General features: G+C 68.8%; 11 protein-coding genes. 6 read left to right on the top strand and 5 right to left on the bottom strand.

Annotated features, from left to right (window positions below):
• Positions 1 to 467 precede the first annotated feature (467 nt).
• Positions 468 to 2,186: an APC family permease gene (locus ACTXG6_RS01135; RefSeq protein WP_445185881.1), complete on the top strand. Its 1,719-nt coding sequence runs from the start codon at positions 468 to 470 to the stop codon at positions 2,184 to 2,186.
• 64 nt (positions 2,187 to 2,250) lie between these two features.
• On the opposite strand, the gene ACTXG6_RS01130 is transcribed toward ACTXG6_RS01135, so the two are convergent.
• The 3 genes from ACTXG6_RS01130 to ACTXG6_RS01120 form a co-directional block, all read right to left on the bottom strand.
• The gene (locus ACTXG6_RS01130) at positions 2,251 to 3,327 is read right to left on the bottom strand and encodes a 2-oxoacid:ferredoxin oxidoreductase subunit beta (protein ID WP_445185880.1); all 1,077 of its coding nucleotides are present in this window, start codon (positions 3,325 to 3,327) and stop codon (positions 2,251 to 2,253) included.
• Positions 3,324 to 5,258: a 2-oxoacid:acceptor oxidoreductase subunit alpha gene (locus ACTXG6_RS01125; protein ID WP_445185879.1), complete on the bottom strand. Its 1,935-nt coding sequence runs from the start codon at positions 5,256 to 5,258 to the stop codon at positions 3,324 to 3,326. Before ACTXG6_RS01125 ends, ACTXG6_RS01130 begins: the two co-directional genes overlap by 4 nt.
• Positions 5,259 to 5,396: 138 nt before the next feature.
• Positions 5,397 to 6,212, bottom strand: a complete 816-nt coding sequence (locus ACTXG6_RS01120) for an enoyl-CoA hydratase (protein ID WP_445185878.1) — start codon at positions 6,210 to 6,212, stop codon at positions 5,397 to 5,399.
• A gap of 180 nt (positions 6,213 to 6,392) precedes the next feature.
• On the opposite strand from ACTXG6_RS01120, the gene htpX reads away from it, so the two are divergent.
• Entirely contained in the window at positions 6,393 to 7,259 is an 867-nt protein-coding gene (gene htpX, locus ACTXG6_RS01115) for a zinc metalloprotease HtpX (protein ID WP_445185877.1), read from the top strand.
• A gap of 38 nt (positions 7,260 to 7,297) precedes the next feature.
• Positions 7,298 to 7,738 (top strand): GNAT family N-acetyltransferase, encoded by a 441-nt coding sequence (locus ACTXG6_RS01110; protein WP_445190312.1) that lies wholly within the window; start codon positions 7,298 to 7,300, stop codon positions 7,736 to 7,738.
• Between the two features lie 60 nt (positions 7,739 to 7,798).
• Here the strand turns inward: ACTXG6_RS01110 and rfbA are convergent, their stop codons facing one another.
• Complete coding sequence (gene rfbA, locus ACTXG6_RS01105; RefSeq protein ID WP_445185876.1) at positions 7,799 to 8,680, bottom strand: glucose-1-phosphate thymidylyltransferase RfbA; 882 nt, start codon at positions 8,678 to 8,680, stop codon at positions 7,799 to 7,801.
• Between the two features lie 60 nt (positions 8,681 to 8,740).
• Positions 8,741 to 9,697 (bottom strand): helix-turn-helix transcriptional regulator, encoded by a 957-nt coding sequence (locus ACTXG6_RS01100; protein ID WP_445185875.1) that lies wholly within the window; start codon positions 9,695 to 9,697, stop codon positions 8,741 to 8,743.
• A 62-nt stretch (positions 9,698 to 9,759) separates the two neighbouring features.
• Between ACTXG6_RS01100 and ACTXG6_RS01095 the strand changes: the two genes are divergently transcribed.
• From ACTXG6_RS01095 to ACTXG6_RS01085, 3 genes are all read left to right on the top strand, one after another.
• Entirely contained in the window at positions 9,760 to 10,518 is a 759-nt protein-coding gene (locus ACTXG6_RS01095; protein ID WP_445185874.1) for an alpha/beta fold hydrolase, read from the top strand.
• 105 nt (positions 10,519 to 10,623) lie between these two features.
• Positions 10,624 to 10,986 (top strand): cupin domain-containing protein, encoded by a 363-nt coding sequence (locus ACTXG6_RS01090; protein ID WP_445185873.1) that lies wholly within the window; start codon positions 10,624 to 10,626, stop codon positions 10,984 to 10,986.
• 1,209 nt (positions 10,987 to 12,195) lie between these two features.
• Positions 12,196 to 13,839 (top strand): efflux RND transporter periplasmic adaptor subunit, encoded by a 1,644-nt coding sequence (locus ACTXG6_RS01085; protein ID WP_445185872.1) that lies wholly within the window; start codon positions 12,196 to 12,198, stop codon positions 13,837 to 13,839.
• Positions 13,840 to 13,890 lie beyond the last annotated feature (51 nt).

Genomic DNA, 13,890 nt, shown 5'->3' with positions numbered 1-13,890 from the left:
TTCGGCCGCCGAGTTCAACCGTGGTCGGGTCCTGATCATGATCAAACCCTGCTGAGGTTGCGTTGATCTTCACCTGACGAAGCCCAGCGCCTGACGCAGCCCAGCGCCTGACGAAGCCCAGCGGCTGACGCAGCCCAGCGACTGGCATAGCCCAGTGACTGGCATAGCCCAGCGGCCACCCGTGACGGTCCTCGACCAGTGGCCCCGGTCGCGCTGACGGTCCCGACTCGAGGCCGCCGCTCGCCACTCCAAATGATCAACAGAAAGGCCGCGAATTGTACAACTCGCGGATGTCCAGGTCTATGGCCGAATCGGTAGTGGCTCGCCGGATTGTGTCGACAGAGTGCCGCGATATCCGCTGTTGACGTCACATTGGTTATCGAATTCTGTGATCGCGCACTATTGAACCCCCTGATCTGACTGTACCGTTCTGTCATCAATTCACCCGATAGGGGAGGCGGTGCGCGGTGACCGATCTTCAGGCAGTGCCGCCAAGTGATGTCGACGAACCAGCCGGCAAGGGCCTCAAGGGCGGTGCCCTTGGCCTGGTGTCCAGCGTCGTCGTAGGTATCGCGTCCACCGCCCCGGCCTACAGTCTCGCGGCGACCCTCGGGCTGGTCGTGGCCACCGCGAACGGCGACGGCATCGTGGGCTTCAAGGCTCCCGGCGTCATGCTGCTCGCGTTCGTCCCGATGTATTTCATTGCCGTCGCCTACGCCGAGTTGAACAGTGAGGAGCCCGACTGCGGCACCACATTCACCTGGGCCAGTCGCGCATTCGGGCCGTGGTGGGGCTGGCTGGGTGGCTGGGGGATCATCGCCGCCGACGTCATCGTGATGTCCAATCTGGCACAGATCGCCGGCCGCTACGGTTTCCTGCTCTTCGGCGCGGACGGGTTGGCCGACAGCACCTTCTGGACGACGGTCGCCGGGGTGCTGTGGATCGCCGTGATGACCTACATCTGCTATCGGGGTATCGAGGTGTCGGCGCGGCTGCAGTACGGGCTGCTGGGCATCGAGGTCGTTGTACTGGTCGCCTTCGCCATCTTCGCTCTGGCCAAGGTGTTCTCCGGTGGTGCGCCGGAGGGTTCGGTCACGCCCAGCATCAGCTGGCTCTGGCCGTCCGGGCTGTCGTTGAGCGCGATCATCCCGGCGTTCCTGCTCGCGGTGTTCATCTACTGGGGCTGGGACACGGCGGTCGCGACGAACGAGGAGTGCGACGACCCGGCCAAGACACCGGGGCGGGCGGCGATCCTGTCCACCGTGCTGCTGCTGGCGATCTACGCCGTGGTGTCCGTCTCGGCGGTCGCCTTCGCCGGCACCGGCAGTACCGGGATCGGCCTGGCCAACGCGGACAACTCCGACGACGTGTTCAAGGCGATCGGGCCGGCGGTGTTCGGCGAGAGCGCGATCGGCAAGGTGTTCGAGGTGCTGCTGCTGATCAGCGTGCTGACCTCGGCCTCGGCATCCACCCAGACCACGATCCTGCCGACCGCGCGTACCTCACTGTCGATGGGTGTGTTCGACGCCCTGCCCAGGCGGTTCGCCAAGATCCACCCCCGCTACCTGACGCCGACCGAGTCGACGGTCTGGATGGGCATCGTGTCCATCGTGTTCTACGTGGGGCTCACCCTGGTCAGCAGCAACGTGCTCGCCGACTCGATCGCCGCGGTCGGCCTGATGATCGCCTTCTACTACGGGTTGACCGGGTTCGCCTGCGTCTGGTACTTCCGCAGGACGCTGACCAGCAGCGTGCGGCACTTCGTGATGCGCGGGGTGCTGCCGCTACTCGGCGGGCTGATCCTGCTCGGTGCGTTCATCGCCGCGAGCATCCAGTACGCCGCGCCGGACTTCGGCAAGACCAAGCTGTTCGGCATCGGCGGGGTGTTCGTGATCGGTATCGGCACGCTGATCCTCGGCGTGCTGCTGATGCTGGCCTGGCAGCGCAAGGCGCCGGCGTTCTTCCGGGGCGCGACGTTGTCCAAGGTGACGCACGAGTTCGTGCTGGCGCACGAGGAGGGCATCGACAGCGGTGCCCGGCTGCCGGACTCGCACGAGGCGCTGGTCATCGCGCCCGACCTGTCCAACCTGCCACCGGGGCAGCACGCGGTGGAGGTGCGTACCGAGGGGGAGATCCGCCGGGACGAGGACGGCACGCCACCCACCGGGCGTCACTCCGCGCCTTAAAGAGCGGCCGGCCCACTCGAGGTGATCCTCGGGTGGGCCGGCCGCTGGCTGAACGGGACGCGAGTTACTCCGCCTCGACGGTCCAGGTGTCCTTGCCGCGCAGCAGCTTGCCGAGGTCGGCCTGCTGGTTGGCCTTGGCGTCGCGCACCTGCTGGCGTGCGCCGTCGTCGTAGGTCACCCGGTCGACGTTGCGGAAGATGCCGGTGACCGTGTGGCTGAGGTCCTGGTCGGACAGCCTTGACAGCGCGAACGCGAAGCTCGGGTCTGCCCGGGTCTCGTCGTGGACCACGATGGCGTCCTCGCCGACCTCGGCGATCGGCGCGACCCGCAGGCCGTAGCCGTCCTCGGTGCGGACCACGCCGTACTCGCCCTCGATCCCGAAGCGGATCGGCTCGCCGTGCTTGAGGGCGATGATCCGCTGCTTGGCGTCGTCGCCGCCCTTGCGGATCACGTCGAAGGCACCGTCGTTGAAGATCGGGCAGTCCTGGAAGATCTCCACGAAGGAGGTGCCCCGGTGCGCGGCCGCGGCGGTGAGCACCTCGGTGAGCTGGGCCCGGTTCGCGTCGATGGTCCTGGCGGCGAAGCTCGCCTCCGCCCCGAGGACCACCGACAGCGGGTTGAACGGGTGGTCCAGCGAACCCATCGGCGTCGACTTGGTGATCTTGCCGATCTCCGAGGTGGGCGAGTACTGGCCCTTGGTCAGCCCGTAGATCCTGTTGTTGAACAGCAGGATGGTCATGTTGATGTTGCGGCGGACCGCGTGGATCAGGTGGTTTCCGCCGATGGACAGCGCGTCGCCGTCGCCGGTGACCACGAAGACCGACAGGTCCGGGCGGGTCACCGCGAGCCCGGTGGCGATCGTCGGGGCGCGCCCGTGGATGGAGTGCATCCCGAAGGTGTTCAGGTAGTACGGGAACCGGCTGGAGCAGCCGATGCCGGACACGAACACCACGTTCTCGCGCTTGAGCCCGAGCTGCGGCAGGAAGCCACGCACGGCGGCCAGCACGGCGTAGTCACCGCAGCCGGGGCACCAGCGGACCTCCTGGTCGGAGGTGTAGTCCTTGGCGGTCTGCTTCTCGTCGGTGGTCGGGATACCGTCCAGCCCACCGAGCGTCGGCAAACCAAGATCAGTTGCTGTCACAGCAAGTCACCCTTCAGCGCGTCGGTGAAGACGTTCTGCAGCTCTTCGGCCTTGAACGGCAGCCCCGACACCTTGGTGTAGGACTTGATGTCGACCAGGTACCGACCGCGCAGCATCAGCGCGAGCTGGCCGAGGTTCATCTCGGGCAGCAGCACCGTCTTGTACCTGCGCAGTACCTCGCCGAGGTTCGCGGGAAATGGGTTGAGGTGGCGCAGGTGGGCCTGCGCGATGGACAGGCCGTCGCCCCGGACCCGCCGGCAACCGGCACCGATCGGGCCGTAGGTGGATCCCCAGCCCAGTACCAGCAGCTCGGCGTCCCCGTCCGGGTCGTCGACCTCCAGGTCCGGCACGGCTATGCCGTCGATCTTCGCCTGGCGCAGCCGGACCATCCGCTCGTGGTTCTCCGGGTCGTAGGAGATGGAGCCCTTGCCGTCGGCCTTCTCCAGGCCGCCGATCCGGTGCTCCAGCCCCGCCGTCCCGGGCACCGCCCACGGCCGGGCCAGCGTGTCGTCGTCACGCAGGTAGGGCCAGAACTCGCCGGAACCGTCGGTCGCGTTGGGCGCGGTCGCGAACTTCGGCTCGATGACCGGCAGGTCGGCGATGTCCGGCACCTTCCACGGCTCCGAGCCGTTGGCCAGCGAGCCGTCCGACAGGATCATCACCGGGGTTCGGTAGGTGACCGCGAGCCGGGTGGCCTCGATCGCCGCGTCGAAGCAGTCCCCCGGCGACCGTGGCGCGATGATCGGCAGCGGCGACTCGCCGTTGCGGCCGTACATGGCCTGCAGCAGGTCGGACTGCTCGGTCTTGGTCGGTAGCCCGGTGGACGGGCCACCGCGCTGCACGTCGATCACCAGCAGGGGCAGCTCGAGCGCCACCGCCAGACCGGTGGCCTCGCTCTTCAGCGAGATGCCCGGACCGGAGGTGGTGGTCACGCCCAGCGCGCCGCCGAACGCCGCGCCGATCGCCGAGCCGATGCCGGAGATCTCGTCCTCGGCCTGGAACGTGGTTACGCCGAAGGCCTTGTGCTTGGATAGCTCGTGCAGGATGTCCGAGGCCGGGGTGATCGGGTACGAGCCGAGGAACACCGGCAGACCGGACTGCTGGCCGGCCGCCACGATGCCGTACGCGAGGGCGGTGTTGCCGGTGATCTGCCGGTAGGTGCCCAGCTTCAGCTTGGCGGCCGCGACCTCGTAGGTGACCGCGAACGCCTCGGTGGTCTCGCCGTAGTTCCAGCCGGCCCGGAAGGCCAGGATGTTGGCCTCGGCCAGGTCGGGGCGGCGGGAGAACTTCTCCCGCAGGAACCGCTCCGTGCCCTCGGTCGGCCGGTGGTACATCCAGCACAGCAGCCCGAGCGCGAACATGTTCTTGGAGCGCTCGGCGTCCTTCTTGGACAGCCCGGTCTCGGCGAGCGCACCCTTGGCCAGGGTGGCCATCGCCACGCTGTACACCGTGTAGGCCGACAGCGAGTCGTCTTCCAGCGGGTTCGCCTCGTAGCCGACCTTGGTCAGGTTCCGCTTGGTGAACTCGTCGGAGTTGGCGATCAGGATCCCGCCCAGCGGCAGGTCGGTGAGGTTGGCCTTCAGCGCGGCCGGGTTCATCGCGACCAGTACGTCGGGGCGGTCGCCGGGGGTGAGGATGTCGTAGTCCGCGAAGTGCAGCTGGAAGGACGACACACCCGGCATGGTTCCGGCAGGCGCCCGGATCTCCGCGGGGAAGTTCGGCTGCGTGGCCAGGTCGTTGCCGAACGCGGCCGCCTCGGAGGTGAAACGGTCGCCGGTCAGCTGCATGCCGTCGCCCGAGTCACCGGCGAAGCGGATGACAACGCGGTGACGCTGCTGTATCTCAACGTCGCGGTGCTGGCCGTTTGTCCCGTTGGACGAAGGGGAGCCGTCGCCCACTGTGGGCTGGACGGTGGTGTCCGGGATGGTCATGTGTTGTCTTCCGTCGATCGCGGATTACATACAGGTTATGCCCGAATCCAGGGTAGTACCCCGCCCGGCGACTGTCGGTCAGGACTAGTGAAAGTCACATTGGCGTTCTGGTTTCCGGAACAGTAGGTGAACGCCCGATCACTTGGCTTTCGATACCCGGGCCTTCAGCGCGGCCAGTCGCTCGGCGAAGGCCGGTGACTCGAGCGACGCGACCTGGGCCCGGATCTCGACCTCCACCGCGTCGCGCTGGCTGGCCTGGGTGGCGGTCACCCGCATCGTGCGCTTGGTGGTGATCACCAGGTCCTTCGGCGCGTCGGCCGCTCGGGCGGCCAGCTCGACCGCCGTGGCCAGCGGGTCCTCCACCGCGCGCCACACCAGACCGGTCCGCTCCGCCTCCTCGGCACCCAGGTTCTCGCCGAACAACGTCACCGCCGCCGCCCCCTGCGGGCCGAGGATCCGGTGCGCCATCCAGGTGTAGCCGCCGCCGGGGTGCAGGCCGAGCTGCAGGAACCGGGAGTCGAAGCGCGCCTTCGGACCGGCCAGGCGGAGGTCGCAGGCCAGCGCGAGGTTCATGCCGGCGCCGACGGCCGCGCCGTTGACCGCCGCGACGGTGGGCAGCGTGCACTCCGCGACGGCGAGAAAGCCCTGGTAGATGGTGCGCAGGCCGTCGTCCTTCGACGCGCCGAGCTGGCTAAGGTCGGCCCCGGCGCAGAAGCCCGGCGGCTCACCGGTGACCACGATCGCGCCGATGCCGTCGTCCTGCTCGGCCCGGCGGACCGCCGCGACCAGGTCGGTGGCCAGGTCCACCGCCATCGCGTTGCGCCGGGCCGGGTCGGACACGGTGATCACCGCGACCCGGTCCCGCCGCTCGAAGCGGATCTCGCGGGCCGCCGGGGGCGCCCCGTCGGTCCGGGTCTGTGCCGTCTGCGTCGTTGCCGGGGCATCGTCAGCCATACCGCCATCCTCTCTCGGCGGCCGCGACCCCGCTGCCCGGGTCTGCGCTCGGGTAGCCGGTATCACGCATGGCGGCGGAACCGGCCTTGCGGCTCAGTCGTTCAACGCACAAGGATCGTGATCGGGCGGTGCGGGTTCCGCGACAGCGGCCCCTGCTCCGTCAGGAGGAAGTGAAGCGTCATGCACAACCACCACATGAACGGGCTGAAGACGGCCGTTCTACTCGGCGGGCTCAGTGCGTTGGTGCTGCTCATCGGCGCACTGATCGGCGGCCGGACCGGCCTGTTCATCGCACTGGTCATCGCGCTGGGCATGAACGGCTATGCGTACTTCAACTCCGACAAGCTCGCGCTGCGGGCGATGCACGCCCGCCCGGTGACCGAGGCGGAGCAGCCCTCGATGTACCGCATCGTGCGCGAGCTGTCGAACGCTGCGCGGCAGCCGATGCCCCGGCTCTACATCAGCCCGACCAACGCACCCAACGCCTTCGCCACCGGCCGCAACCCGCGCAACGCGGCCGTCTGCGCCACCACCGGCATCCTCGAGCTGCTCGACGAACGGGAGCTGCGCGGCGTGCTCGGCCACGAGCTCTCGCACGTCTACAACCGGGACATCCTGATCTCCTGCGTCGCCGGCGCGCTGGCCTCGATGATCAGCTTCATGGCGAACATCGCGATGTTCAGCTCTTTCTTCGGCGGCGACAGCGAGGATCGGCCCAACCCGCTGGCGCTGTTGCTGGTCTCGCTGGTCGGACCGATCGCCGCGGCCGTGGTACAGATGGCGGTCAGTCGCTCCCGCGAGTACCAGGCCGACGCGAGCGGCGCGCTGCTCACCCGCGACCCGCTGGCGCTGGCATCCGCCCTGCGCAAGCTGCAGCGGGGCACCCAGCTGGCGCCGTTGCCGCCGGAGCCGCGGCTCGTCTCGCAGTCGCACCTGATGATCGCCAACCCGTTCCGGCCCGGCGAGGGGATGGCCAAGCTGTTCTCCACCCACCCGCCGCTGGAGGACCGCATCCGCCGGCTGGAGGAGATGGCCCGGCGGACTTAGGGTGGCGCTACGTGGACGGGGCTAATTGGGTCGACGGGATGCGGCGGATCGACGACGGTGGCCCGGTGGCCGACTACGAAGTGGACGACGACCCGAACCGCCTCGACCTGGACGCCGTCTGCGGCTACCTGACCACCGAGGTCTACTGGGCGCGGTGGCGCACGGTCGACGTCGTCAAGGAGCAGATCCGCACCGCGTGGCGGGTCGTCGGGGCGTACGCCGCAGACGGTTCGCAGGTCGGGTTCGCCAGGGCGTTCAGCGACGGTTTCGCGATGGCCTACCTGGCCGACGTGTATGTGCTCGACGAACACCGGGGCCACGGGTTGGGCAAGCGGATCGTCCAGCACATGATCGACGACGGCCCTGGCTCGAAGTTCCGCTGGACGCTGCACACGTCGGACGCGCACGGGCTGTACCGGCAGTTCGGCTTCGGTGAGCCCGACTCCTCGTACCTGGAACGCCCGAGCTCCCAGGGCTGACCGCGAGTCGGGGTTTCTGTCAGCGCGAGTCGGGGATTTTGGCAGCGCGAGTCGGGCCGCTCAGCCGGTGGCGCCGGCGGCGAGCGCGATCGCCATCACGTACTCGCCGTAGCGCGAGTTGCCGAGCTTGGCGCCGAGCGCGTAGCAGGCGTCGGCGTCGATGTAGCCCATGCTCAGCGCGATCTCCTCGAGGCAGGCGATCCGGATGCCCTGCCGGTGCTCCAGGACCTGTACGTACTGGCCGGCCTCGAGAAGCGAGTCGTGGGTACCGGTGTCCAGCCAGGCGAAGCCCCGGCCGAGGTCGATCAGGGTGGCGGTGCCCCGCTCCAGGTAGGTGCGGTTGATGTCGGTGATCTCCAGCTCGCCCCTGGCCGACGGCTTGATCTGTTTGGCGATCTCCAGCACGTCGTTGTCGTAGAGGTACAGCCCGGTGATCGCCCGGTTCGAGCGCGGCTGGGCGGGCTTCTCCTCGATCGAGATCAGCCGGCCGCAGTCGTCCGACTCGCCGACGCCGTAGCGGCCGGGATCGGAGACGGGGTAACCGAAGAGCACGCAGCCGTCCAGCTCGCTGATGCTGCGGCGCAGCTGGTCCGGGAAGCCGGGGCCGTGGAAGATGTTGTCCCCGAGCACCAGCGCGGCGCTGTCGTCGCCCACGTGGTCGGCGCCGATCAGGAACGCCTCGGCGAGCCCGTTCGGCTGCGCCTGCTCCGCGTAGGAGAGGTTGATGCCGAGCTCGGTGCCGTCCCCGAGCAGCCGCTTGAACTGCGGCAGGTCGGCAGGTGTGGAGATGATCAGGATCTCCCGGATGCCGCCGAACATCAGCACCGAGAGCGGGTAGTAGATCATCGGCTTGTCGTATACGGGCAGCAGCTGCTTGGACACCGCGCCGGTGACCGGATACAGCCTGCTGCCGGACCCGCCGGCGAGAATGATTCCCTTCATCGCCGCCCAACCTAGCGGCCCGGCGTCCCGCACGCGTCGTATGAATTCGGTACTACTCGCTCAGCCGGGTTCGGACACGTCGGCGGTCAGCCGTCGGGCCAGCTCACGCACGGCGGTGCGCAGCTCGTCCGGACTGTGCACGGTGAACCGCCAACCGAGCCCGGCGAGCATCGTGGCCATCCCGTCCAGGTGCTCCGCGCGAGCGCGCAGCAGGGTGCCGCCGGGCCGCGCCTCGAGCGTGCCGGCGGTTCGGGGCAACCGGGCCCGCACCTCCTCCGCCGGCGCGTGCAGCAGCACCTCCACCGCCGTCGCCCAGGGCACCGCGGCAATGCTCGCGACCACGGTGCCCACCGGGTCGAAACCGGCCGGCGGGGCGGTGCCGGCGCCGACCTGACGCACCGACGCGATCCGGTCCAGCCGGAACGTGCGCACGGCGCCGCGCAGCTGGTCGTGGCCGGTGACGTACCAGCGCCCGGCGTGGACGACCAGGCCGAACGGGTCGAGCTCGCGCTCGCTCGCGGCGCCCGACCAGGAGGTGTACTCCAGGCGCACCCGGCGGCGGTCGCGGGTCGACTCGCCGAGGGTGAGCAGTACGTCGGCGGCCGGCGCACTGGCCGCCACCCGGGCCGAGGCGGAGAAGCCGAGCGTGTCGGCGACCGCCCTGGTGCGCGCGCGCAGCTCGGCCGGCAGCACGCGGTCGATCTTGGCCTGCGCACTGTGCATGGCGGGCGCGGCGGTGTGCAGACCGGTGCGCTCGGCGGCGAGCAGCCCGAGCACCACGGCCACCGCCTCGTCCCCGGTCAGCATCAGCGGCGGCAGCTTGTAGCCGGGCAGCAGCCGGTAGCCACCGTGCCGGCCGCGGCCGGCCACCACGGGCACGCCGAGGCTCTCCAGGGCGGCCAGGTGCCGGCGCACGGTGCGCGGGTGGATCTCCAGCCGGGCGGCCAGCTCCGGACCGGTGAGCCCGGGGCGGGCCTGCAGCAGCTCGAGCAGGGCGAGCACCCGGGCGGCGGACATTGCCCCATTCTGGCAGTTAATGAGGGCGGGAACTGCCCTGATTAGCTTCTAGTGTTCTCGCTATGACGACATACGTGCTGGTTCCGGGCTTCTGGATGGGTAGCTGGGCATGGGACGGTGTGGCCGCGCGGCTGCGCGCCGAGGGGCACGAGGTGGTGGCGCTGACCCCGCGTGGAGTGGCGGAGCGCGGCGCGGAAACCGACGCCACGATCGAGACGCGGATCGCGGACCTGCTCGACACCCTGCGGGAGCACCGCGACGTCGTGCTGGTCGGGCACAGCGGGGGCGGCCTCGTTGTGGTGCCGGCGGCGGAGCGGGCCCGGGAGCGGGTGTCGCGGCTGGTGCTGGTGGACACCGGGCCGCTGCCCGAGGGTATGGCGCAGATCGACTTCGGGCCGCCCGAGGTGCGGGCCTGGGTGGAGACGCAGCTGGTCGAGAACGACGGCTGGTACCCGATGCCGACGTCGCGGCAGCTGGCCGAGATCGGGTCGAGCACCGAGGGCATCGACGCGACGACCTTCGATCTGATCCACGCCCGGACCACCCCGGAACCGGGAGGCACGGTCACCGGGACCGCCCGCCGGGGCTCGCCGGACCGGACGCTGCCCAAGACCGTGATCGCCTGCACCTTCACCGAGGCCGACGCCCGGGCGGCGATCGACGCCGGAGTACCCGCCTATATCGAGATGGGCGGCTCGGAGTGGTCGTTCGTCGAGCTGCCGACCGGGCACTGGCCGATGTTCTCCGAGCCGGACGCACTGGTCGAGCTGCTGCTGGCCCAGGACCGACCGTCACCGGTTGAGGTTAGCGACACACGCTAGAAAATCACTCAACGTGATCGAGCCTTGGACCGAACTGGTGATAGAGTGATCTGTTTCACACTCGAAAGCTCTTATCAACTCAGTTCGGACGACAAAGGGGTCGGAATGGCCGGTTTGGTGATCAAGAGCCTGAGCAGTCCAGAGGAAGTCAGGCCGTTCAAGGACGGGATGGGGCATCTCGAGTTGGTTGATCTCGAGGCCGGGGGTGTCGGGCGCGCTACCTTCCAGCCGGGCTGGCAGTGGTCCAAGCACGTGAAGCCCATCGCCGGGACCGACAGCTGCATGGCGGCCCATGTGGGCTACGTGATCTCGGGGCAGATGACGGTCCGGATGGATGATGGCGAGGAAGCCACGTTCGGTGCGGGTGACTACATGCGGTGCCCGCCCGGTCATGATGCCTGGATCGTCGGGAACGAGCCCTGCGTCGTGATCGACTGGCAGGGATTCGCGGACTACGCGAAGGGCTGATCGGCTCGGGCCGACGGACCCCGGGCGCGGCCTTGATCGGTGGCGGCCGCGCTCCGGCATGCATCTCCGGCGCGGGTCAGGGCGGTAGGAGGCGTGGCCTGTATCTGTAGTTCGTGAACTGCGTCCTACCGGCCGTCGCTGCCGTCTGTACCGGATTTGTACCCGGCCGGCCGCCGACCAGACGAGCCCGGGAGTCCGTTATGGACGCACGGGATACGGCGGTCCGGTTCCTGCTGATCGATGATCGAGCCTCCAGTGGGCCAGTCTGGACCCTGTGCGGGACTCTGTATCCGATCTTGCGACGGCCGCCGGCGCCGCGGTATCCGGCATGCCTGCTCGAACTTCTTCTTTCCCTACATGTCGTCGGGTGTCGGCGATGGCACTCTGTCGTTCTTTTGTGGGGGCAAAGTAGGGAGATGATCACTCCCTGCTGGCGGACCCGGAAAGGCGCGACGCCCACGTTCTCAGGAAGTTGTTCGCGGGGCGCGGTGAGCCTCAAGGGGTGAACTGGCCGACCGCGCCCCGCGAACCCACTTACCTGTCCTCCCGAAAGGACGGGCAGTGGCCATCTGTAATAACGACGTCCCGGACCGATAGTTGCTGCGGGTCCTGGTCAGGGCCGCATAGGGCCTCCGTACCCGGGTTCGGTCCGCGCACGTGAACAGGCGATTCCGGGCCATCGGCGATCGCGCTGATCCCGATGCGCCACCTGCCGACGATGAACGGCGTTAGGTGCAGGGCTCTGGAGTGGATTGTGGCCTCTACGCCGATGGAAACGATCGTGTCGGAGCGTCACTACCGTGTCACGAGTCGTAACCCCTGCCCATCGAGGTCGTTTGACCAAATGGTTTGCAAAGCGAATGGGTATGGCCTAGTCGCGTGTCGCAGCGACGGCGCAAGAGCTATGGCGGCGCCCGCACCGCGGCGGAAGTCGAGTTCGGAAGCGTCACGCCCACCTAGTCCGGGGGCCGTGGATCTAAGGGGGCGACCAGTGTGAGGTGCGACGCCGGTGCGCCGCCCGCCAGGAGCGCTTCCGTCCCATGCAGCGAACGTCGAAGCTACCGCGGGGGCATTGTCCCCCATCTCATCTCGAACGGTGACCTGTCATCCGAGGTCAGATGCGCCGGAACCGGGCAGCGATTGATCAACAACTTGCCGGTGTCCTGGACATCGGCGAAGACCTACAGAGATGAAGGCTAGGGGGAGTTGATGGCTCACACGACGAGCCGTGGCAGCGCGCGGGGGGTGCGCCTTGCCGCAGCGGTCTCGCTGGCCCTGGTGGTGGCGGCGGTGACAGCGGCGTGTGGCAGTACGGCTCCCGCGCCTCCCACGTCGACGGTGCAGCGCGGGCAGGTGTCGACGAAGGTCTCGGCCTCCGGTGCGTTGGCGTCCGTGAGCTCGCAGAACCTGGGGTTCGCCCAGGCGGCTCAGCTGATCGAGCTGGACGTCAAGGTCGGCGACGTTGTTCGTGCGGGTCAGGTGCTGGCCCGGGAGGACCCGTTCAACTTCCAGCAGTTGCTCAACCAGCAGCAGGCGCAGCTCAACCAGCAACAGGCGATCCTGGACCGGCTCGTGCACTCGCCCACGGTGCACGGTGACCACCGCACCCTCGACCAGGCGCAGAAGATCCTCTCGAAGACCAAGAGCAACAGCGACGCGATCCACGAGCGGGACGAGAACGCGGTCCATCGGGCTGAGGTGGCCCTGGACTTCGCCCAGGTGCAGTTGCGGCAGGCTCAGGCCGCGTTGCGAAAGTGTGAGGCAACCCCGCCGCCGGCTACGTCAATGATACCCGCCCCCACCACGAGTTCCCCCGGAACGTGCACCTTGGACACCACGCACACCACGTTGCAGGCGGATCAGACTGCGGTCGGCACGGCCCAGGGGAACCTGATCACGGCGAAGACGAACTACGACCAGGCGAAGAAGACCCTCGAGGTGGACGACACGGCGTCGCGGATCTCGGTGGAGAACGCGCGGCAGAGTGTGGTGTCGGCGCGTAACGCGGTGGACTCGGACAGCTCCGACCGCGGCCCGAACATCGCCGCGCAGGCCGCCCTGGTGGCCAACAGTGTGGCTCTGGTGGCCAACGCGCAGCGCAACCTGAACGACACGGTGCTCTACGCACCCGTCGCGGGCACGGTGTCCTCGATCACCGGTGCGGTGGGTGAGTTCCTGGGTGCCGGTGGCGGTACCAGCGCCCTCGCGCCAGGTACGGATGCGGCGATCCCCGGCGTCGGCGCGGCGGCCACCAGTGACCAGTCCTCGGCTGGTTCCTCCGGTGCCCCCTCGGCGACCCGCCCGGGCGGATCGGCGTTCATCGCGCTGAACAACATCAACACCTTCCAGGTGGTCGTCCCGTTCGAGGAGTCGGACGCGGCGAAGGTGGCACCGAACCAGAAGGTGCAGGTCAGCTTCGACGCACTGCCGGACCTGACCCGCGACGGCACCGTGTTGTCCGTCGCCCCCGGTGGTGTGGACATCTCCGGTGTGACGAACTACTACGCCACGATCCTGCTCACCGACAGCGACCCCCGGCTGCGTACCGGCCAGACCGCCGAAGCCGGCGTCCTGGTGGCAGACCTGGAGAACGTGCTGGTGGTGCCGAACTCGGCGGTCATCAAGCAGGGCGGGCGGTCCTTCGTCAACGTCCCAGGACCGGACGGCAAACCCCGCCAGCAGGAGTTCCAGCCAGGTCTGGTCGGCGACGACAACACCCAGGTGCTGTCCGGCCTGACCGAAGGCCAGCAGATCCAGCTGCCCCAGGCGACCGTCTCCGGCAGCCCCAGCGGCGGCGGCGGCGCCGGCGGCGGCGGTGGCGGTGGCGGCGGTGGAGGCCGCGGCGGCGGCTGACCCCACCTGAGCGCAGGGCGAACGAACGACCCCGCTTCGGTCACACGATTT

This window comes from Pseudonocardia sp. Cha107L01, assembly GCF_052566575.1.
This window is presented reverse-complemented; position numbering and strand designations above follow the sequence as displayed.

Excerpts from the sequence above, each read along its gene's own strand:
- ACTXG6_RS01125 (WP_445185879.1), bottom strand. The coding sequence starts at position 5,258 with ATGACCATCCCGGACACCACCGTCCAGCCCACAGTGGGCGACGGCTCC.
- ACTXG6_RS01120 (WP_445185878.1), bottom strand. The coding sequence starts at position 6,212 with ATGGCTGACGATGCCCCGGCAACGACGCAGACGGCACAGACCCGGACC.
- htpX (WP_445185877.1), top strand. The coding sequence starts at position 6,393 with ATGCACAACCACCACATGAACGGGCTGAAGACGGCCGTTCTACTCGGC.
- ACTXG6_RS01110 (WP_445190312.1), top strand. The coding sequence starts at position 7,298 with ATGCGGCGGATCGACGACGGTGGCCCGGTGGCCGACTACGAAGTGGAC.
- rfbA (WP_445185876.1), bottom strand. The coding sequence starts at position 8,680 with ATGAAGGGAATCATTCTCGCCGGCGGGTCCGGCAGCAGGCTGTATCCG.
- ACTXG6_RS01100 (WP_445185875.1), bottom strand. The coding sequence starts at position 9,697 with ATGTCCGCCGCCCGGGTGCTCGCCCTGCTCGAGCTGCTGCAGGCCCGC.
- ACTXG6_RS01095 (WP_445185874.1), top strand. The coding sequence starts at position 9,760 with ATGACGACATACGTGCTGGTTCCGGGCTTCTGGATGGGTAGCTGGGCA.
- ACTXG6_RS01090 (WP_445185873.1), top strand. The coding sequence starts at position 10,624 with ATGGCCGGTTTGGTGATCAAGAGCCTGAGCAGTCCAGAGGAAGTCAGG.
- ACTXG6_RS01085 (WP_445185872.1), top strand. The coding sequence starts at position 12,196 with ATGGCTCACACGACGAGCCGTGGCAGCGCGCGGGGGGTGCGCCTTGCC.